Origin of the sequence: Saccharopolyspora sp. NPDC050389, assembly GCF_040655595.1 — a bacterium.
In the GTDB taxonomy this organism is placed as follows: domain Bacteria; phylum Actinomycetota; class Actinomycetes; order Mycobacteriales; family Pseudonocardiaceae; genus Saccharopolyspora.
In genome coordinates this window covers 1-19213 of record NZ_JBFAKG010000141.1, presented here as the reverse complement: position 1 = coordinate 19213, position 19213 = coordinate 1, and the positions used below count along the sequence as shown (strand labels likewise).

At 69.2% G+C, this 19213-nt stretch carries 16 protein-coding genes and 1 tRNA gene; 10 read left to right on the top strand and 7 right to left on the bottom strand.

Features of this window, described 5'->3' with window-relative positions:
* Positions 1-356: 356 nt before the first annotated feature.
* Positions 357-908 carry a GNAT family N-acetyltransferase gene (locus AB0I53_RS46175; RefSeq protein WP_358616629.1) on the bottom strand — a complete coding sequence of 184 codons (552 nt, stop codon included), beginning with the start codon at positions 906-908 and terminating at the stop codon, positions 357-359.
* A 279-nt stretch (positions 909-1187) separates the two neighbouring features.
* Between AB0I53_RS46175 and AB0I53_RS46170 the strand changes: the two genes are divergently transcribed.
* Together AB0I53_RS46170 and AB0I53_RS46165 are read left to right on the top strand one after the other, a co-directional pair.
* Positions 1188-2528: a Gfo/Idh/MocA family oxidoreductase gene (locus tag AB0I53_RS46170; protein WP_358616626.1), complete on the top strand. Its 1341-nt coding sequence runs from the start codon at positions 1188-1190 to the stop codon at positions 2526-2528.
* Between the two features lie 74 nt (positions 2529-2602).
* On the top strand, positions 2603-3358 hold the full coding sequence (locus AB0I53_RS46165; RefSeq protein ID WP_358616623.1) for a FadR/GntR family transcriptional regulator: 756 nt from the start codon (positions 2603-2605) through the stop codon (positions 3356-3358).
* 36 nt (positions 3359-3394) lie between these two features.
* On the opposite strand, the gene AB0I53_RS46160 is transcribed toward AB0I53_RS46165, so the two are convergent.
* The 3 genes from AB0I53_RS46160 to AB0I53_RS46150 form a co-directional block, all read right to left on the bottom strand.
* Positions 3395-3961: a hypothetical protein gene (locus AB0I53_RS46160; RefSeq protein ID WP_358616620.1), complete on the bottom strand. Its 567-nt coding sequence runs from the start codon at positions 3959-3961 to the stop codon at positions 3395-3397.
* Positions 3955-5148, bottom strand: coding sequence for an FUSC family protein (locus AB0I53_RS46155; protein ID WP_358616617.1), 1194 nt, complete (start codon positions 5146-5148; stop codon positions 3955-3957). Before AB0I53_RS46155 ends, AB0I53_RS46160 begins: the two co-directional genes overlap by 7 nt.
* A 405-nt stretch (positions 5149-5553) precedes the next feature.
* Positions 5554-6111: a MarR family transcriptional regulator gene (locus tag AB0I53_RS46150; protein WP_358616614.1), complete on the bottom strand. Its 558-nt coding sequence runs from the start codon at positions 6109-6111 to the stop codon at positions 5554-5556.
* Positions 6112-6165: 54 nt separating this feature from the next.
* Here AB0I53_RS46150 and AB0I53_RS46145 point away from each other — a divergent pair, with 54 nt between their 5' ends.
* Complete coding sequence (locus AB0I53_RS46145) at positions 6166-6888, top strand: SDR family oxidoreductase (RefSeq protein ID WP_358616612.1); 723 nt, start codon at positions 6166-6168, stop codon at positions 6886-6888.
* 77 nt (positions 6889-6965) lie between these two features.
* Here the strand turns inward: AB0I53_RS46145 and AB0I53_RS46140 are convergent.
* A tRNA-Arg gene (locus tag AB0I53_RS46140) sits at positions 6966-7038 on the bottom strand.
* Between the two features lie 244 nt (positions 7039-7282).
* Between AB0I53_RS46140 and AB0I53_RS46135 the strand changes: the two genes are divergently transcribed.
* Positions 7283-8200 carry a cation diffusion facilitator family transporter gene (locus AB0I53_RS46135; protein WP_358616610.1) on the top strand — a complete coding sequence of 306 codons (918 nt, stop codon included), beginning with the start codon at positions 7283-7285 and terminating at the stop codon, positions 8198-8200.
* A gap of 38 nt (positions 8201-8238) precedes the next feature.
* Here the strand turns inward: AB0I53_RS46135 and AB0I53_RS46130 are convergent, their stop codons facing one another.
* Positions 8239-8910, bottom strand: a complete 672-nt coding sequence (locus AB0I53_RS46130; RefSeq protein ID WP_358616608.1) for a DUF305 domain-containing protein — start codon at positions 8908-8910, stop codon at positions 8239-8241.
* Between the two features lie 3 nt (positions 8911-8913).
* Positions 8914-9699 (bottom strand): DUF3105 domain-containing protein, encoded by a 786-nt coding sequence (locus AB0I53_RS46125; protein WP_358616606.1) that lies wholly within the window; start codon positions 9697-9699, stop codon positions 8914-8916.
* Between the two features lie 212 nt (positions 9700-9911).
* On the opposite strand from AB0I53_RS46125, the gene argS reads away from it, so the two are divergent.
* The 6 genes from argS to rho all read left to right on the top strand — a co-directional run bounded on the left by argS (position 9912) and on the right by rho (position 19096).
* Positions 9912-11573 (top strand): arginine--tRNA ligase, encoded by a 1662-nt coding sequence (gene argS, locus AB0I53_RS46120; RefSeq protein ID WP_358616604.1) that lies wholly within the window; start codon positions 9912-9914, stop codon positions 11571-11573.
* 66 nt (positions 11574-11639) lie between these two features.
* Entirely contained in the window at positions 11640-13058 is a 1419-nt protein-coding gene (lysA, locus tag AB0I53_RS46115) for a diaminopimelate decarboxylase (RefSeq protein ID WP_358616601.1), read from the top strand.
* Complete coding sequence (locus tag AB0I53_RS46110) at positions 13059-14363, top strand: homoserine dehydrogenase (protein ID WP_358616599.1); 1305 nt, start codon at positions 13059-13061, stop codon at positions 14361-14363.
* A gap of 20 nt (positions 14364-14383) precedes the next feature.
* The gene (thrC, locus tag AB0I53_RS46105; protein WP_358616632.1) at positions 14384-15448 is read left to right on the top strand and encodes a threonine synthase; all 1065 of its coding nucleotides are present in this window, start codon (positions 14384-14386) and stop codon (positions 15446-15448) included.
* Positions 15445-16359 (top strand): homoserine kinase, encoded by a 915-nt coding sequence (gene thrB / locus AB0I53_RS46100; protein WP_358616596.1) that lies wholly within the window; start codon positions 15445-15447, stop codon positions 16357-16359. Before thrC ends, thrB begins: the two co-directional genes overlap by 4 nt.
* 781 nt (positions 16360-17140) lie before the next feature.
* Positions 17141-19096: a transcription termination factor Rho gene (gene rho / locus AB0I53_RS46095; protein ID WP_358616593.1), complete on the top strand. Its 1956-nt coding sequence runs from the start codon at positions 17141-17143 to the stop codon at positions 19094-19096.
* The last annotated feature ends 117 nt before the right edge of the window (positions 19097-19213 follow it).

Here is a 19213-nt window from a genome sequence, read left to right as displayed (position 1 = left end):
CAACACGGCATCGACCGCGTCCGCGCAACCGAGCACCTGCCCTACTCATTCCTTCAACACACCGGACTGTCACTCTAAAACACGAAGCTCAGTAACTGGCGTTCTTGGATGCGTGTGGGGCAGGTTTGGCGATGCGGCCCTTTTTCTTTTCTTAATTTTCCCTGAAGCGAAACGACGTTCGCGGGCCGCCGGATGGCAGGAAGGTTCCCACGCTGCGGTCGCGCGGCAACCTGCCGGTTCGCGTGATGGCCGGCAGGTGGAACGTTGGCCGTCGCGCCCGGCCTAGTTCGATGGCAGCGTCCAGGGGTGGAGCATGGGAACCTTTCTGTCGCTGGTGTGGCTGGAGTCTGGCTTGTTCAGCGCGGGATCGGGATCTCGAAGTGGACGGACTGGCTGTGCCGCCCGTCGCCACGCGCGTCGTGGATCTCCTTCGCCACCGCGCGCCAGAAGGGCTCGGCGCCCTCGATCTCCGGGTTGGTGTGCAGGTAGATCGCGGAATACCCCGCCGTGTCGGCGACGAAGTCGCAAGCCAGCGCAACCAGGGCGCGTGCAAGACCGTGTCGGCGATGTGTCCTGGCGACGTACACCCTGAACAGTTGAGCGGTTTCGCCGCTCGGGTAGCGGTCGGCGATCCATTGTGGATGCGGTGGACTGCTGGGGCCGTTGGCTCGCACCGCTGTCGTCGCCGCGACCTCGCCGTCGCGGACCGCGACGAACAGGGCGTGCCGAGGATCCTGCAGATAGGTGCGCTCGATGTCGATCACGTCCGAGTGCCATGTCGAGTCGTAGCCGTGCCCGAACTCTTTGTAGAAGGTGTCGAGCATGACCTTCCGCGCGCCGTCGACGTCGGATGGCTGGGCGGTGCGGACGGTGTACTCGCCGATGCGGTGTTCGATGTTGTGCTGCATCGCGTCCTCTCCGAGCGATTCGGTGATGCGTGTTCGTTCTGGTTGGCAGAAAGGTTCCCTTGCTGCGGATCCGGGCCAGCCGAAACCACGCCAGTGGTGCAATGATAATCATTTTCAATCAACCTGCAGGTGATGGCCCCCGTTTGAGTTGGGCCGCCGGGGCGTGGTTGACAGGAAAGTTCCCATGCTGTCGCCCTCTGAAGCGGGTTGACGGGGTGTGGGGGTGGGATTACGTTCAACGGCTGTTGTGGTCAGACCGTATGGCCAGTGAGGGGTTTGATGAATCTCCACGCGTTGCTGGGCGAACGGACGCGGGATCGCGGGCCGGTCAGGGTCGGTGTGATCGGGGCGGGGAAGTTCGCCTCGATGTTTCTCACCCAGGTGTTGAGCACCGAAACCGTGCACGTCGTCGGTGTCGCGGACCTGGCGCCGGAGCGCGCTCGGGCCGCGTTGCAGCGCACCGGTTGGCCCGCTGAGCGTTACGAGGCCGCCAGCTTTGACGAGGCATTGCGCAGCGGAGGCACGCATGTCACCGACAACGCCGATGCGTTGATCGATGTCCCAGGACTGGACGTGGTCCTGGAGATCACCGGCGATCCCGTGGCAGGTGTGCATCACGCGGTCCGCGCGATCGACGCCGGTCGGCACGTCGTGATGGTCAACGTCGAGGCCGACTGCATGGTGGGGCCGCTGCTCGCGGAGCGGGCTCGCGAAGCCGGGGTGGTCTACTCGATGGCCTATGGTGACCAGCCCGCCCTGATCTGCGAGCTCGTCGATTGGGCGCGCACAACGGGCTTCGACGTGGTGGCCGCGGGCAAGGGCACGAAGTACCTGCCCGAGTACCACGCATCCACTCCGGACACGGTGTGGGACCACTACGGCTTTACACAGGAGCAGTTGGATCGCGGGGACTTCAACCCGAAGATGTTCAACTCGTTCCTGGACGGGACGAAGTCGGCCATCGAGATGGCGGCCGTGGCCAACGGCACCGGACTGGTGCCGCAGGACGAAGGTTTGCTCTTCCCGCCCTGCGGAGTCGACGACCTGTCAACGGTGTTCCGGCCCGCCGAGATCGGCGGCAGGCTGACCCGCCGGGGCACCGTCGAGATCGCCTCCAGCCTGCACCGCGACGGCACCGACGTCGCGCGGGACCTGCGCTGGGGCGTCTACGTCACCTTCGAAGCGCGCACCGATTATGCGGTCCAGTGCTTCACCGAATACGGCGTGTGCACGGATGAGACCGGGCGCTACGGCTCGCTTTACCGGCCATACCACCTGATCGGGCTCGAACTGGGCGTCAGCATCGCTTCGGCCGCTGTGCGCGGCGAGCCGACCGGGTGCCCGACGGGATTCCGGGGCGACGTCATCTCGGTTGCAAAGCGCGCGCTGAAGGCCGGTGAAGTCCTCGACGGAGAGGGTGGCTACATGGTTCACGGCAAGCTCGCCCCGGCCGAGGTGTCGCTGAAGCTCGGTGCGTTGCCGATGGGATTGGCGAGCGGCGTCAAGCTGCGCAACGACATTCCCCAGGGCGGCGTCCTCGGATGGGATGACGTCGAAGTGGACGACTCGGTGCTGGCGGTGCAGTTGCGGCGCGAGCTGGAACGAACGATGCGCGGTTGACACCGGGCAGCGGTGAGCGACGCCCGTAGGGTGGTGCGGTCCCCGGGATCACCGCAGGAAAATCGAGGAGAAGCGTGAGTTCCGCAAGCCAGAGCTCGTGGGAGCCGGTGCGAAAGGTCCGCACCTACGAGCAGGTCATGGCGCAGATCGAGCAGCGCATGCTGGACGGGCTGCTCGCACCTGGCGACAGGCTGCCCAGCGAACGCGAACTTTCACAACTCCTCGGCGTCAGCCGCCCGTCGCTGCGTGAGGCGCTGCGCGTTCTTGAGGCGCTCGGCATCGTCGAAGTTCGACCCGGCCGCGGTCCCGAAGGCGGGACGGTGTTCGTCGGTCATCCCGGCGAAGGGTTCGCCATCCTCTTGAAGATGCAGCTGGCGCTCGGGCACTTCAGCGGCACCGATGTGCTCCGCACCCGGCTGATGCTGGAGGAGTGGGCGGTCGCCGACGCGGTGCGCAACGCAACCGGCGAGGACCACGAGGCGCTGCGGGGCATCCTGGACCAGATGGACGCGGCCGACCTGACCGCCCGCGACTTCAATCGCCTGGACACCGAATTCCACGTGCGGATTGCGGAATCCACGGGCAACTCGCTGGCTTCCTACCTGATGAGTTCGCTGCGCACCGCCATTCAACGCCAGATGATCGATGCTTACGAGCAGCTGGCCGATTGGCGCGCGACTGCGAAGACGGTGCGTGCCGAGCATCGAGACATCCTGCGGGCCATCGAGGAGAACGACGCCTCGCGGGCCGTCGAACTCGTCCGCGACCACATCAACGATTTCTACGAGATCGGATCGTTCACCGGCGGCACCGCCGAGCCCAGTCGCTGACCGCCGGCTCGAACTCTCCGAAGCGGCCGAGGCTGCTCAATCCATGAACTTCGGTGTCACCTGCCGCAGTAGCAGAACATCGGCGTTCATCGTTACCAGCAGAAGTTCGGTTTCGGAGATCTTGGGCAGCGACTCGCCGACGGCGGCAGGGGTGCCTGCGGAGTTGGAGCATGGGAACCTTCCTGTCACTTCTGGCAGGAAAGTTCCCATGCTGCGGTCGTCGAGCAGGTGAAGCGCGTCGTCGATAGCCGTTGCGGTCGACGCGTCAGGTGGGAGTAGGACCAGGGCTGTTGCCTGGTGGAACAGGCCGCGAAGGCTGCCGTAGGCGGTGTCGAGCACTTCCCGCTGGTCTGGCCGCGGTTGCCTGCTGCCGGGCGTGGCAGTGACCAGTTCCTGTTGGGCCCGGACGGCTGTGTGGAAGCGCTGGGCGAGCTCGTGCGGATCGGGCCCGGCGCCGCGATGGACATCCGCCACCTGCGCCAGCAGGTTCCGGATCGCGTCGCGGGCGCTGGCGAAGCGCTCATTGATGCCGGGCTTGGGCACGCCGGGTATCGCCGCGAACCCGAACACCAATCCGATCACCAGGGCGAGCAGGATCAGCACCACGTACTCCACGAGGACCGATACCGGGTCCAGGTGCGCGTGGTGGCGTTGAGCCCGACGCTCATCAGCACGATGCACCCGTTGAAAACCACGGGCTGCGTTCGCATGAACCAGAAACCGATCAGCAGCGCGATCAGGGCCACCGGTGCCAGCGCAGCCTGCGGAAGCAGCCAGATCACTAGGGCCAGCACCACGGATCCAGCGAGCGCACCCATGACGCGTTCGCGCGCTTTCGCCAGGCTGTCATGCCATTCCGGCTGCATGATCGCGAAGATCGTCATCAGGAACGCGACGGTGAGCGGATCTCCGGGCCGGAAGCTCGCGATCACGAGTGCGATCAGCACACCAAGCGCGCAGCGCACCGCATGCCGGAGTTGCGTCGACCGCCAGGACAACGTGCCGCGCGAGGTCTTCACCAGCACCTGGCGGATTGTCGTGGGCACCTCGACCCGAGTGGCGTCCCGAGCCACGGCCGCAGTGCGGATCTCGGCCAGCTCGTCCCACATGCGGGAGATCAGGGCGCTGGTGCCGCCGGGAAGTTCGAGGATTGCCGGTCGGTTGTCGTCAGACAGTTCGGGTGAGGTGGGCGCGCGCACGGCGTCGGCCAGCCTGGCTGCCTCCTCGCGCGCGGCATCCAGCGCGGCATCCAGTTCTTCGGCGTCGTGGAGCGGCAGATGCCGACGGCGATCGTCGAGAACGCCGAGGATGGTGCGGTAGCGCATGGTCGCGAACAGCACTTGCCCGGTCCAGCGCGCCGGCCGGTCGGAGTGCCACTTGCGCAGGGCTTCCGCCGGGTCGATTGGCTGCTCATCGGCCAACGCGTCGGCCAGTGCGGCTCTCGTCGGCCCGCTCGGGTCCTTGGCGCCGAGCAACAGGCGGAGCAACAAGACCCAGACCACGGCCAACACCGGAGCCGCGACGATCTGGATGTGCGTGGCGGTTCCGGTGAGTTGGACTCCGTAGCTGAACAGGGCCGCCATGCCCAAGCCGAGCCCAACCTGGACGAAGCGCTGCCCCAACGCCGGCAGCAGACCGGCAACGAACACGACGACCACGACCAGCGCGATCGAGGCCCAGCTCGACACCTCGGCCATCAGGCGGGGCACCGCGACGGCCAGCACCATCGCCGGCGCGAGCACCGCGAGCAGTCGTAGATCGGGGCGCAACGCGCCGCCAGATGCCGCCATGAAGCAGAACATGGCGGTGAGCGCGGCCCAACGTCGTCGCCGCGCCAAGCCCCGCCATGACGCCCATCCCGGCCGCTCCACCGACGATGACCATCATCAGCAGCATCCCGAGCCGCTTGCCCGCGCTCACCGAGGCCTCGCAACCGCCATGGCCCCACCTTATCGACGGTGGCCACAGTGGACAGGTTCAGCAGCGGGCTCCGCGTCGCGGATCACGCGTTGCCGAGGCGCAGCATGGGAACCTTCCTGTCACCTGCGGCCGGAAATGTCTTGTTTGGGGTGGAGGATGGGAACCTTCCTATCATCCTCTCGCCGTCGGAGGTCGGGGAGAGGTGGAGCCGAGGTGCGAAGAATCCTGACGATTCCTCCGGTCGTCGGGCCGAGGTCATCCGAAGTGGACGAAGTTCATTCAGCCGGTTCGTCCTGCGATGGCTCGACGAGTGAATGTTCGAGCTTGGCGAGAAACCCGGTGAGGGATGAGCGTTCGGCTGCGGTGAGCGCGCCGATCAACTGCGATTCGTGTTCGAGCAGCTCCCGCACGGTGGTTTCGATGAGGCGGTGGCCCGCGTCGGTCAGCCGGACGGCGACCGCCCGGCGCGAGGCGGTTGAGGGTGATCGCGCGACCAGTCCGGCTTGCTCGGCTCGGGCGATTCGCTGGGAGATCGCGCCCGGGGTGACCAGTGTCCGGCGGGTGATCTCGCGGGTCGTGAGTTCGTACGGCGGCCCGGCGCGGCGGATCACGCTGAGCAGGTCGAGTGTGGACGGATCGATCCCGAGCCTGCTCAGGGTGCGCCGCCGTTCGTCGGCGAGGACTTTGGCGATGCGCCAGATCGGCGTGATGACTCCGATGGAATCGGTGTCCACGCCGGGAAGTTCGCGTTGCCATGCCGTTGCGATGTCCGCTGTGGGCCACGTGGCGGCCTGGTTGAGCGGATAGTCCCCGGCTCCTGGGGTGTTGGACATCTGCCGCCTCCCGCGTTACGTTTAGTGCTAAACGTAGCAGTTTAGGAGTTCTCAGTGAAGCGCATCGTGCTCGTAACCGGAGGTAGTACCGGGATCGGCAAGGCGGTGGCGGCAAAGTTCCGCGCCGACGGCGACACCGTGATCATCACCGGCCGCAACGCGGAGCGGCTGGTTGCCACGGCGGCCGAGATCGACGTCCGGTCGATGGCCTGTGACGCGACCGATCCCCGCCAGGTGGCCGACCTGGCCGCCGAGCTCGGGGAGCACCTCGACGTCCTGGTCAACATGGCCGGCGGCAACACCGACTTCGAGCGGCCCGGGGAGCCGGAAAATCTCGAGGAGGTGATGGCCGCGTGGCAGGCGAACCTGGATGCCAACCTGCTCAGCGCCGTGTTCACCACGGCGGCCGTGCTCGACAAGTTTCGGCCGGGCGGCACCATCATCAACATCGGTTCCATCGCCGCCGAACACGCCTCGACCTCTTACGGGGCGGCGAAGGCGGCACTGGCGGCCTGGAACGCCGGGCTGTCCGCGGAGGTGGGGCCGAAGGGGCTGACGGCCAATCTGATCGCGCCCGGCTACATCGAGGAAACCGAGTTCTTCCACGGGCAGCTCAGCGAACAGCGGCGAACCGCCCTGATCGACGCGACCCACAACGGCCGCCCGGGACGTCCGGGCGACATCGCCGAAACCGTGCACTTCCTGGCATCCGAGGGTGCGCGCCACATCACCGGGCAGACCCTGCACGTGAACGGCGGCGCCTACACCACCAGGTGAGTGGCGGGTCGATATTGGTTGCTGCATAACGAAATCGGCCCCTGGTGAGTGGAACTCGCCAGAGGCCGATTTCAGTGCGCCCTCGACAGGACTCGAACCTGTGACACCTGCCTCCGGAGGGCAGTGCTCTATCCGCTGAGCTACGAGGGCTTGTCGCTGCGGACGATCGTTAGCTTAGCGCACCCGGCAGATCCCCTTCGACGGGGGTCCGTTTGCTTTCGCCCCGCAGTTCACTGCACCTTCGCGGCGAGGTTGGAGCATGGGAACCTTCCTGTCACCGTTGACAGGAAAGTTCCCATTCTCGCATCCCGGTGGGCGGGACGGCCGGACTTGACGCGTGCACTCATGCATACTTCACTATGTAACAGCGAGAGACGCGTGAGGAGGACGGTCGATGGGTCAGGGGCATGGGCACGGCTCGGCCGCCGATGCGGTCAGCGCATCCGGCCGCTACGTGCGGCGGTTGGCCGCATCGTTCGCGATCTTGCTCGCGTTCTTCGTCCTGGAAGCGGTGGTCGGGTTCCTCACGTCATCGCTGGCGCTGCTCTCCGATGCCGGGCACATGCTCACCGACGTGCTCGGTGTCGGGATGGCGCTGGCCGCGATCACGGCGGCCCGGCGACCTGCCGAGGGCAAGCGGACCTTCGGTCTCTACCGCATGGAAGTGCTCGCCGCGCTCGCCAACGCCGTGCTGCTGTTCGGCGTCGCCGGTTACATCCTCTACGAGTCCATCGCCCGGTTCCAGGAGCCGCCGGAGGTCGCCGGCGTGCCGATGATGCTGACCGCCGCCGCCGGGCTGGCCGCCAACCTCGTGGTGTTCGCGCTGCTGCGGCGCGGCGCGAACGAGAGCCTGAACGTGCGCGGCGCCTACCTCGAGGTGCTCGCGGACACCATCGGCTCCGTCGGCGTGTTGATCGGTGGCGCGGTTACCTGGGCTTTCGGTTGGTATCTGGCCGACCCGATCGTCGCGGTCGCCGTTGGCCTCTTCGTGCTGCCGCGCACCTGGAAGCTGGCGCGGCAGGCGCTGCGGATCCTCGTCCAGCAGGCGCCGGAGGGCGTGGACGTGCAGAAGCTGCGGGCCGATCTCACCGCGCTGCCGTCGGTCACCGAGGTGCACGACCTGCACGTGTGGACCCTCACCTCGGGCATGGAGGTCGCCTCCGCCCACCTCACCACCGGAGCCGGCGCCGACCACGGCGGCGTGCTGGTCGCGGCCCAGCGGGTCCTGGCCGAGCGCTACCAGATCGACCACGCGACCCTGCAGGTCGAGCCCGCCGAATGCGCCAAGCGCTGTCAGGCTTTGACCTGGTGACGGCCGCCGGGTGACAGGAAGGTTCCCATGCTCGCGCGTCAGCGCAGCGGCTGGGCGCCTCGCTCGGAGAGCATCGAGCGCATGAGATCGCTCTCGCTGCGTTGGGAGCCGAGCATGTTCTTCGCCAGCTCGCGGACCGCCGGGACCGCTGCGTGCGTCGCTCCGTAGTCCGCCATCGGTGCGCCGCCCTCGTGGTGGCGCAGCATCAGCTGCAGGAAGTACACGTCGAATTCCGGTCCGCGCAGTGACTGCAGCCGCGACATCTCCGCGCTGGTGGCCATACCGGGCATCAGCCCGCCGGACTCCGACTGCGCGGCCGCCGGGGCGTTGTGCTCGTGGCCGCCGTCCGCCGTCATCCACGTCATCAGCGGGCCGACGGCCTGCGCGGACTGGCCCCACAGGCTGAGCCAGCCCTGCATCCGGCCGATCTGGTCGCGCTGGTTGGTCTCGATGTCGAACGCCAGCTGGCGCACGGCGACGTCGGCGGCGTGCTCACGTGCGAGCGTCGCCATGGTCACCGCCTGCTGGTGGTGCATGGACATGTCCTGCGCGAAGCCGATGTCCACCGCCGCCGGCTGTGGTTCGGCGCTGTCGAAGGACGGCACTCGGATCAGCAGACCGAGCGCCGCCCCCAGCAGCAGCAGGGCGACCGCCGCCGCGATGGCCACGAAGATGCGGGCCGGCAGCGGCCGTCGTGCCTCAGCCGACACGGGTCACTGGCCCATCTCGCCGGTGGCGGCGCTGGCGCCGCGGCCGTCCATCGGGATCGCGTCCGGGCCGGGCGGGGTCGGGTCGAACTTCGGCGGGTTGTTCGTGTCGAACGCGCCCGGGTAGGCCTGGCAGGAGCCGCCGATCTCCGGGTAGACGCCGTTGTTGTTCAGCCGCAGCGCGGTGATGAACTGGTCGATGCGCTGGTCGTCGGCGCGGTCGACCTTGAGCTGGTGGCCCCAGGACTGCAGCGAGATCGGGCTGTCCAGGCCAGGGAACGGCGACATCATCGAGTAGGGCTTGCCGTCGACGCGGGCCTTGAGCCGCTCCAGGCCGGCCTCATCGACCCGCTCCGGGTTGTAGGCGATCCACACCGCACCGTGCTCCAGCGAGTGCACCATGTTCTCGGTGCGCACCGCCTCCGGGTAGACCACGCCGGTGCAGTCGGCCCAGATGCCGTCGTGCGGGCCGCCGAACGACGGCGTGTGGTCGTAGGCCACCCGCTGGTCCGGGCGGACGTGGATCTGCCCCGGGTAGTTGACGAGGGTGACGCCGGGGATCGTCTTGGACGGGTCCGGGTTCTGCGGCGACGGCTTGAACGCCTCGGTGGCCTTCTCCGCTTCGGCCTGGGCCTGCCGGACGGACTCCTGCCCCGACCACCGGTTGTACGCGTACCCGAAGATCACGGCCGCGAAAACCGCCACGACGGTGACGCCGGAGATCAGCATCCAGGGGATCGACCGCTGGTGCACCACGGCGCCGCGCACCGCTTTGCTCTTCCTGTTCGCCATGCTGTTCGCAAACCTCGTCTCGCCAAGAATCACCGGGGGGATCCGGCCCGTCAGTGTAGAGATTGCGGGCGCTGCGGGTGGCCGTGCGTCCAATGCTCGCCATCACGTTCTCACACCAGAGTGACGAGTCGATCACGCGGCGTGTTATCCCCGGCTCACCGCTGCCCGACCCATTGGCTGAACAGCGCGGACGCTTCCTTAGACTGCATAAGGTGACTCCCGCCGCGCTCGCAGAACTGGTCCGCAACACTGCCGTCGAGGTCCTCTCCGCAAGGGGCCTGGACACCTCCGTGCTGCCCGAGGCGGTGACGGTCGAGCGACCTCGCAACCCGGAGCACGGCGACTACGCGACCAACGTGGCCATGCAGGTCGCCAAGAAGGCCGGTGTGTCCCCGCGCGATCTCGCCGGCTGGCTCGCCGAGGCGCTGACCGGACAGGACGCGATCGACTCCGTCGACGTCGCCGGGCCCGGCTTCCTGAACCTGCGGCTGGCCGCCGACGCGCAGGGCCAGATCGTGCGCGAGGTGCTGACCAGCTCCGCCGGCTACGGCCGCGGCGAGCTCTACTCGGCGCTGAAGGTCAACCTGGAGTTCGTCTCCGCCAACCCGACCGGCCCGATCCACCTGGGCGGCACCCGGTGGGCCGCGGTCGGCGACGCGCTCGGCCGGGTGCTGGCCGCGCAGGGCGCCGAGGTGACCCGCGAGTACTACTTCAACGACGCTGGCGCGCAGATCGACCGGTTCGTGCGGTCGCTGCTCGCCGCCGCCAAGGGCGAGCCCGCGCCGGAGGACGGCTACGGCGGCGACTACATCGCCGACATCGCCGCGGCCGTGCTCAAGGCCGAGCCGAACGCCCTGGAGCTGCCCGAGGCGGAGCGGCACGAAGCGTTCCGCCGCGTCGGCGTCGGGCTGATGTTCGACGAGATCAAGCAGAGCCTGCACGAGTTCGGCACCGACTTCGACGTGTTCTTCCACGAGGACTCGCTGCACATCTCCGGCGCGGTCGCCGAGTGCGTCGAGGAGATGAAGAAGTCCGGCCACGTGTACTTCGCCGACGGCGCCTGGTGGCTGCGTTCCACCGAGTACGGCGACGACAAGGACCGCGTGCTGATCAAGAGCGACGGCGCGCCCGCCTACATCGCCGGTGACGTGGCCTACCTGCGGGACAAGCGCAGCCGCGGCTTCGACCTGTGCATCTACATGCTGGGCGCCGACCACCACGGCTACATCGCCCGGCTGAAGGCCGCCGCCGCGGCGCTGGGCGACGACCCGGCCGTCGTCGAGGTGCTCATCGGGCAGATGGTGAACCTGATGCGCGGCGGCAAGCCGGTGCGGATGAGCAAGCGCGCGGGCACCGTCGTGAGACTGGAGGACCTCGTCGACGCGGTGGGCGTGGACGCGGCCCGCTACTCGCTGATCCGGTCCTCCGCGGACTCCGCGGTGGACATCGACCTGGACCTGATCAGCAAGCGCACCAACGAGAACCCGGTCTTCTACGTGCAGTACGCGCACGCCCGGCTGTCCTCGTTGCAGCGCAACGCCGCCTCGCTCGGCATCGAGCGCGGGGCGGTGGAGAACGCCGACCTGTCGCTGCTCACCCACGAACGTGAGGGCGACCTGATCCGCACCCTGGGCGAATTCCCGCGCGTGGTGCTGTCGGCCGCCCAGCTGCGGGAACCGCACCGGGTGGCCCGCTACCTGGAGGACGTGGCCGCCGCGTACCACAAGTTCTACGACGCGTGCCGCGTGCTGCAGCCCGGTGACGACCAGGCGAGCCCGCTGACCATCGCCCGGCTGCAGCTGTGCGAGGCGACCCGCCAGGTCCTCGCCAATGGCCTAGGCCTGCTCGGGGTCAGCGCCCCGGACAAGATGTAGGGCGCACGCGAGCAGATGAATGCAACAACGGCCTGTCCAGCGGCAGGCTGCGCGAAGGAGCTGTAGATGCGCGCCCATCCCGCCGGGCCGCGGCACGCCGATGTCGTGCTGCCCGGCAACACCGCGGGACCCGTCCCGGCGACCGCGGACGAAGTTGACCTGCTGCACCCGAACGTTTGGCCGCGCAACAGTGAGCGCGGCGCCGACGGCGTCGTCCGGTTCGCCGGCATCGACGTCCGCGAGCTCGTCGAGCGTTTCGACACGCCGCTGTTCGTGCTCGACGAGGACGATTTCCGGTCGCGCTGCCGCGACTACGCCGAAGCGTTCGGCGACCCGTCCGCCGTGCACTACGCGTCGAAGGCGTTCCTGTGCACCGAGGTCGCCAAGTGGGTCGCCGAGGAAGGCTTGAGCCTGGACGTGTGCAGCGGCGGCGAGCTCGCCGTGGCGCTGCGCGCCGGGTTCCCCGCCGAGCGGATCACCTTCCACGGAAACAACAAGTCCGTCGCCGAGCTGACCGCAGCGGTCGAGGCCGGGGTCGGCTCCGTGGTGCTGGACTCGTTCCACGAGATCGCCCGGCTGGACCACATCGCCACCGAGCGCGGCGTCCGCCAGCACGTGCTGGTGCGCGTCACCGTCGGCGTCGAGGCCCACACCCACGAGTTCATCGCGACCGCGCACGAGGACCAGAAGTTCGGTTTCTCGCTGGCCAACGGGCAGGCCGCCGAGGCGGTGCACCGGGTGCTCAAGACCGATTCGCTGGTGCTGTCCGGCCTGCACAGCCACATCGGCTCGCAGATCTTCGACGTGGACGGCTTCGAACTGGCCGCGCACCGGGTGGTCCGGCTGCTCGCCGAGCTGCGCGAGGAGCACGGTGCCGAGGCGCTGGCCAGCGCGTCCACTGTGGATCTCGGTGGCGGGCTGGGCATCGCCTACACCGCCGACGACGACCCGCTGCCGCCCGAGCAGCTGGCGATCCGGCTGCACGAGATCGTCGGCAAGGAAGCCGACAACGCGGGCATCCCCGTGCCCAAGATCGCCGTCGAGCCCGGCCGCGCGATCGTCGGCCCCGGCATGGTGACCGTCTACGAGGTCGGCACCATCAAGGACGTGGCGCTCGGCAGCGACGTGCACCGCAAGTACGTCAGCGTGGACGGCGGCATGAGCGACAACATCCGCACCTCGCTCTACGACGCCGTCTACGACTGCCGGCTGGTGTCGCGCGCGGCCGAGGCGCCCGCCGTGCTGTCCCGCATCGTGGGCAAACACTGTGAATCCGGTGACGTAGTGGTGCGCGACTGCTGGTTGCCGGAGGACATTGCTCCAGGAGACCTGTTGGCAGTCGCCGCCACCGGCGCCTACTGCTACGTGATGGCCAGCAACTACAACCGCCTGCCCAAGCCGCCCGTCGTGGCGGTTCGCGATGGTCAGGCGCGGTTGCTGCTGCGCAGGGAGACCGAGGACGACCTGCTCCGGCTGGAGGTGTGAGTGAGCCAGGACCGTGAACCGATCAGGGTCGCACTCTTGGGGTGCGGGACCGTCGGAACCGAGGTGCTGCGCCTGTTGCAGGACCAACCGGAGGAATTCGCCGCGCGAACCGGCGCGCCGATGCTGGTGACCGGGGTGGCGGTGCGCCGCCCGCACAAGCATCCCGACGTGCCCCAGCACCTGCTGACCACCGACGCGCATGCGTTGGTGGAGGGCGATGTCGACGTCATCGTGGAGCTGATCGGCGGCATCGAGCCGGCGCGCTCGCTGCTGCTGACCGCGCTGAAGTCCGGCAAGTCGGTGGTGACGGCGAACAAGGCGCTGCTCGCCGAGCACGGCTCCGAGCTGTACGCGGCGGCGGACGCTTCGGGTGCCGACATCTACTTCGAGGCGGCCGTGGCGGGCGCGATCCCGCTGTTGCGCCCGCTGCGCGAGTCGTTGGCCGGGGACCGGATCAACCGGGTCATGGGCATCGTCAACGGCACCACGAACTACATCCTTTCCGCGATGGACTCCACCGGCGCCGGCTACTCCGAGACGCTGGACGAGGCCGGGCGGCTGGGCTACGCCGAGGCGGATCCGACCGCCGACGTGGACGGCTTCGACGCCGCGGCGAAGGCCGCGATCCTGGCGTCGCTGGCCTTCCACACCCGGGTGACCGCCAGCGACGTCTACCGGGAGGGCATCTCGGCGGTGACGCCCGGCGACATCGCCGCCGCCCGCACCCTGGACCGCACCGTGAAGCTGCTGGCGATCTGCGAGCGGGTGGTCGACGAGAACGGCACCGAGTCGGTGTCCGCCCGCGTGCACCCGGCGATGATCCCGCGCAGCCACCCGCTGGCCGGCGTCGGCGACGCCTTCAACGCGGTGTTCGTGGAGGCCGAGGCCGCCGGGCAGCTGATGTTCTACGGTCAGGGCGCCGGGGGAGCGCCGACCGCCAGCGCGGTGCTCGGCGACCTCGTCGCGGTCGCTCGCAACCTGGTCGTGGCGGGCCGGGGGCCCCGGGAGTCGGCGCACGCGCAGCTGCCGATGCGCCCGATGGGCATGACCCCCACCCGCTACCACATCAGCCTCGATGTGGCCGACAAACCGGGCGTGCTCTCGCAGGTCGCGGCCATGTTCAACGAGCACGATGTGAGCATTTCGGTGGTGCGTCAGCAGGGCCGGGGCGCGGAGGCCAGCCTCGTGGTGGTCACCCACACGGCTGCCGACGCGGCACTCAAGTCCACAGTGGACAAGATCGCGCAGCTACCGGTGGTGCGCGAGGTGGTCAGCGTGATGCGCGTGGAAGGTGAATCGTCGTGACGAACATCCAGGGTGCGCCGGTGCGATCCGGCGCCGGATGGCCCGGCCTGATCGAGGCGTACCGGGACCGGGTCCCGGTCCCGGACGGGGCGCGCATCGTGACCCTGCAGGAGGGCAACACCCCGCTGGTGCCCGCCCACCACCTCTCCGAGCTCACCGGCTGCACCGTCTACCTGAAGGTCGAGGGCGCCAACCCCACCGGGTCGTTCAAGGACCGGGGCATGACCGTGGCCATCACGCACGCTCTCGCCGAGGGCAGCAAGGCGGTCATCTGCGCCTCCACCGGCAACACCTCCGCCTCGGCCGCGGCCTACGCCGCCCGCGCCGGGCTGACCTCGGCGGTGCTGGTGCCGCAGGGCAAGATCGCGCTGGGCAAGCTCGCCCAGGCGGTGGTGCACGGCGCGAAGATCCTGCAGGTCCAGGGCAACTTCGACGACTGCCTGGAGCTGGCCCGCAAGACCTCCGCCGAACACCCGGTGACCCTGGTCAACTCGGTGAACCCGGTGCGGCTGGAGGGCCAGAAGACCGCGTCGTTCGAGATCTGCGACGTGCTCGGCCGGGCGCCCGACGTGCACTGCCTGCCGGTCGGCAACGCCGGCAACATCACCGCCTACTGGAAGGGCTACACCGAGTACGCCGGTGACGGCGTCATCGAGCGCACGCCCCGCATGTTCGGCTTCCAGGCCGCCGGTGCCGCGCCGCTGGTGCACGGCCAGCCCGTCGCGCAGCCGGAGACCATCGCGACCGCGATCCGGGTCGGCAGCCCGGCGTCGTGGGCGGGCGCGGTGCGCGCGAAGGACGAGTCCGGCGGGCTGTTCGAGGCGGTGACCGACGAGCAGATCCTCGCCGCCTACCGGACGCTCGCCTCGCGGGAAGGCGTTTTCGTCGAGCCCGCCTCGGCTTCCAGCGTCGCCGGGCTGCTCGCCACCGCCGCCGACGGCCGCCTCCCGGCGGGCTCGGTCGTGGTGTGCACGGTGACCGGCCACGGCCTGAAGGACCCGGACACCGCGCTGTCCGGCATGGTCGAGGTCGAGCCGCTGCCGGTGGACCCGGGCGCGGTCGCCACCGCGCTGGAACTGGCATGACCGGACTGCCGGTGTCGGCCGTCCGGGTGACGGTGCCCGCCTCTACCGCGAACCTCGGCTCCGGATTCGACGCCCTGGGTCTGGCGTTGTCCTTGCACGACAAGGTTTCCGTGCGGGTCGTCGACGGCGCCGCGGGTTCGGCGAGCGTGTCGGTGGAAGGGCAGGGCGCCGCCGCCCTGCCCACCGACGAGCGTCACCTGGTGGTGCGGGTCATCCACAAGGCGTTGGCCGAACTGGGTTTCCCGGCCCCCGCGCTGCGGTTGCACTGCCAGAACGCGATTCCGCACTCCCGCGGGCTGGGTTCCTCGGCGGCGGCCATCGTCGCCGGGGTCGCCGCCGCCTTCGGGCTCGCCGGATTCGACTTGCGGGAGAAGGAAAACGCCGACCGCGTGCTGCAGATGGCCGCGGTCCGGGAGGGGCACGCGGACAACGCCGCGGCGAGCCTGCTCGGCGGATTCGTCGTCGCCTGGCAGGAATCCGGGCGCTTCCACGCGGTCCGGATGGACCCGCACCCGGGCGTGTCACCGATCGTCCTTGTCCCCCAAGCGGAGTCGTCGACGCACACCACCCGCGGCCTGCTGCCCGAACGGGTTCCGCACGCCGACGCGGCGTTCGCGGCCGGTCGCGCGGCGCTGGCGGTGCACGCCATCACCAGTGATCCGGCGCTGTTGCTGGCCGCCACCGACGACCGGCTGCACCAGGACTACCGCGAGTCGGCGTGGCCGGAGACCATCGAGCTGGTCCGCCGGTTGCGCTCGGCCGGCATCGCCGCCGCCGTGTCCGGTGCGGGACCGACCGTACTGGCGTTTCCACCCGGCGGGGAGCTTCCCGCCGACATTGCGCCGAACGGCTTCGACGAACTGCGCCTTCCGGTCGATGCGATCGGCGTGCGGGTCGAGCCGCAGGCCTGACCGGCGGCCGTGAACCGGGCCGGAAAAGCCCTGTTCACGGCCCCGGAGTCGGCCGCCTTGGAGTCGAGTGGTACAAAGGAAGTGTCATCGGTCGCCAACAGTGACTCCAGCTGGGCAGCTACCGACGACGTGATCAGTGCGGGCGTGCCACACGCCCAGGGGGTTGTTGCACCCGAACTACGGGGCGTCTACCCTCAAGGTCAATCAGTCACCGCGCCCAGGGCGCCGGTGCCGTGCCCGGGACATCGTTTTCCGGGACGCATCTCCCGCTGTGAATTGAACTCCACCCGCCACGGGTGAAGATCAACTTAGCGGGTTCGGCGGTCGCGGTGACCGAGGCAGGAGTTCTCAACTCAATCGAGTTCGCTTCGGGACGATCGGCGGTGCGCATCCGTTGCCGATGTCGGGGTGGGGGCTTTAAGTTCCACGGTGTGGCCCCCAAGGTGACCATGACGCCGACTCGATGTCCCGCAGCTTCCCGGTTCACCACCGGGGCACGAAGTTGAGTCGGGGATTCCTGGAATGAGGCGGCAGCAGGGCGTGCATCGGCACGTGTGGATCGGAGTGGATGCGTCGCACATGGACCACGCGAGCCGGGTACCTCCCACCGCCCGGTGCTGCTGGTTCCCCGAGCCATCGCCGAAATCGGTCGCGCCGCGTGCGCGGAGCTGACCCGACCGGCAAAAAGGGCTGGTAGCACACACCGGCCGCCCGCACTCCAGAGCGGGCGGGCAATCCGCTGGGTCGCGTAGGAGGCGCGGTCCGGTCAGGAAGGACATTCGTGAGCAACACCGAACTGTTGAGCAGCGAGGCGACGAACGCCTCTTCGGCTGGCCAGCAGGAATCCGAGGCCAACGGCACCCCGCGGCGACGCGGCGGACTCTCCGGCATGGTTCTTGCCGAACTGCGCCAACTCGCGGGGGAACTGGGGATCGAGACTGGTGGTCTGCGCAAGGGCGACCTGATCGCCGCCATCAAGGAGAAGCAGGGCGGCACCACGGCGCCGCGGACCCGCTCCACCAAGAAGAGCTCGGCCCGCGCCGAGGAAGCCCCGGCCGCCAAGGCCCACCAGCCGGCGCTGGACGAGACCGAGACCGAGGCCGCCCCGCGCGAGACCGCGGCCGAGTCCGGCACCAACGGGGCTCCCACCCGCGGCCGCGGCCGCCGCGCGCAGGCCGCCGAGCCCGCCGGTGAGGACGACAACCGGCGCGGCGGCAACCGCCGGCGCCGCTCGTCCGGGCGGGCCGGCACGGCCGCCGAATCGGGCGGCGACGAGCAGCGCGAGCGCAAGTCGGACAGCCGCGAGAGCCGTCAGGAGCGGGACAACCGCCAGGACCGGGGAGACCGCCAGGAGCGGGACAACCGGGGGGACCGTCAGGACCGGGGAGACCGGCAGGACCGGGACAACCGGGGGGACCGCCAGGACCGGGGCGACCGCCCGGAGCGCGGCAACCGGCAGGACCGGGACCGCGACAACCGGCAGCAGGACGACGATGACGACGAGGGTGGTCGTCGGGGGCGTGGCCGCCGGTTCCGCGACCGCCGCCGCAACCGCGGCCGCGGCGAGGGCGGCAGCGAGCCGGAGGTCCGCGAGGACGACGTGCTGCTGCCGGTGGCCGGCATCCTGGACGTGCTGGAGAACTACGCTTTCGTGCGCACCTCCGGCTACCTGGCTGGCCCGAACGACGTCTACGTGTCGCTGTCGCTGGTCCGCAAGTACGGGCTGCGCCGTGGCGACGCCATCAAGGGCGTCATCCGGCAGCCCCGGGAAGGCGAGCAGCAGCGGCAGAAGTTCAACCCGCTGGTGCGGGTGGACTCCATCAACGGCCTGGAGCCGGACGCGTCGAAGAACCGTCCCGAGTTCCACAAGCTGACCCCGCTCTACCCGAACGAGCGGCTGCGCCTCGAAACCGAGCCGCACAACCTGACCGGCCGGATCATCGACCTGGTGATGCCCGTCGGCAAGGGGCAGCGCGCGCTGATCGTCTCGCCGCCGAAGGCCGGTAAGACGATGGTGCTGCAGGCGATCTCCAACGCGATCACCACCAACAACCCCGAGTGCCACCTGATGGTCGTCCTCGCCGACGAGCGTCCGGAAGAGGTCACCGACATGCAGCGCTCGGTCAAGGGTGAGGTCATCGCCTCCACCTTCGACCGGCCGCCGTCGGACCACACCACGGTCGCCGAGCTGTCCATCGAGCGGGCCAAGCGGCTCGTCGAGATGGGCCACGACGTGGTCGTCCTGCTGGACTCGATCACCCGGCTGGGCCGCGCCTACAACCTGGCGGCCCCGGCGTCCGGGCGAATCCTGTCCGGTGGTGTGGACTCCACGGCGCTGTACCCGCCGAAGCGGTTCCTCGGCGCGGCCCGCAACATCGAGAACGGCGGCTCGCTGACCATCTTCGCCACGGCGCTGGTGGAGACCGGATCCACGATGGACACGGTCATCTTCGAGGAGTTCAAGGGCACCGGTAACGCGGAGCTGAAGCTGGACCGCAAGCTCGCGGACAAGCGGCTGTTCCCGGCGGTGGACGTGGACTCCTCCAGCACCCGAAAGGACGAGATCCTGCTCTCGCCCGACGAGCTGGCCGTCACGCACAAGCTGCGCCGGGTGCTCGCCGCGCTCGACGCGCAGCAGGCACTGGAACTCCTGCAGGACCGGCTGCGCAAGACGCGCACCAACATCGAGTTCCTGATGCAGGTCGCCAAGACCACCCCGGGCAAGGACGACGACTGACGGTTCCGACCGCCAGCCCGGTTCCCCAACCGACGGCAGGGCCTTGGCGGAGCAGGCGGATGCGGAACGTGCCGGCATCAGCGCCGTCGCGGCGGGGAAGGCACCCGGACGCCAGGA

What these genes read in the sequence shown, in the direction of transcription:
- lysA (WP_358616601.1), top strand. Translation starts at nt 11,640, where the DNA reads ATGCGCGCCCATCCCGCCGGGCCGCGGCACGCCGATGTCGTGCTGCCC.
- AB0I53_RS46135 (WP_358616610.1), top strand. Translation starts at nt 7,283, where the DNA reads ATGGGTCAGGGGCATGGGCACGGCTCGGCCGCCGATGCGGTCAGCGCA.
- AB0I53_RS46155 (WP_358616617.1), bottom strand. Translation starts at nt 5,148, where the DNA reads ATGGCGGCATCTGGCGGCGCGTTGCGCCCCGATCTACGACTGCTCGCG.
- thrB (WP_358616596.1), top strand. Translation starts at nt 15,445, where the DNA reads ATGACCGGACTGCCGGTGTCGGCCGTCCGGGTGACGGTGCCCGCCTCT.
- AB0I53_RS46150 (WP_358616614.1), bottom strand. Translation starts at nt 6,111, where the DNA reads ATGTCCAACACCCCAGGAGCCGGGGACTATCCGCTCAACCAGGCCGCC.
- AB0I53_RS46175 (WP_358616629.1), bottom strand. Translation starts at nt 908, where the DNA reads ATGCAGCACAACATCGAACACCGCATCGGCGAGTACACCGTCCGCACC.
- AB0I53_RS46170 (WP_358616626.1), top strand. Translation starts at nt 1,188, where the DNA reads ATGAATCTCCACGCGTTGCTGGGCGAACGGACGCGGGATCGCGGGCCG.
- AB0I53_RS46125 (WP_358616606.1), bottom strand. Translation starts at nt 9,699, where the DNA reads ATGGCGAACAGGAAGAGCAAAGCGGTGCGCGGCGCCGTGGTGCACCAG.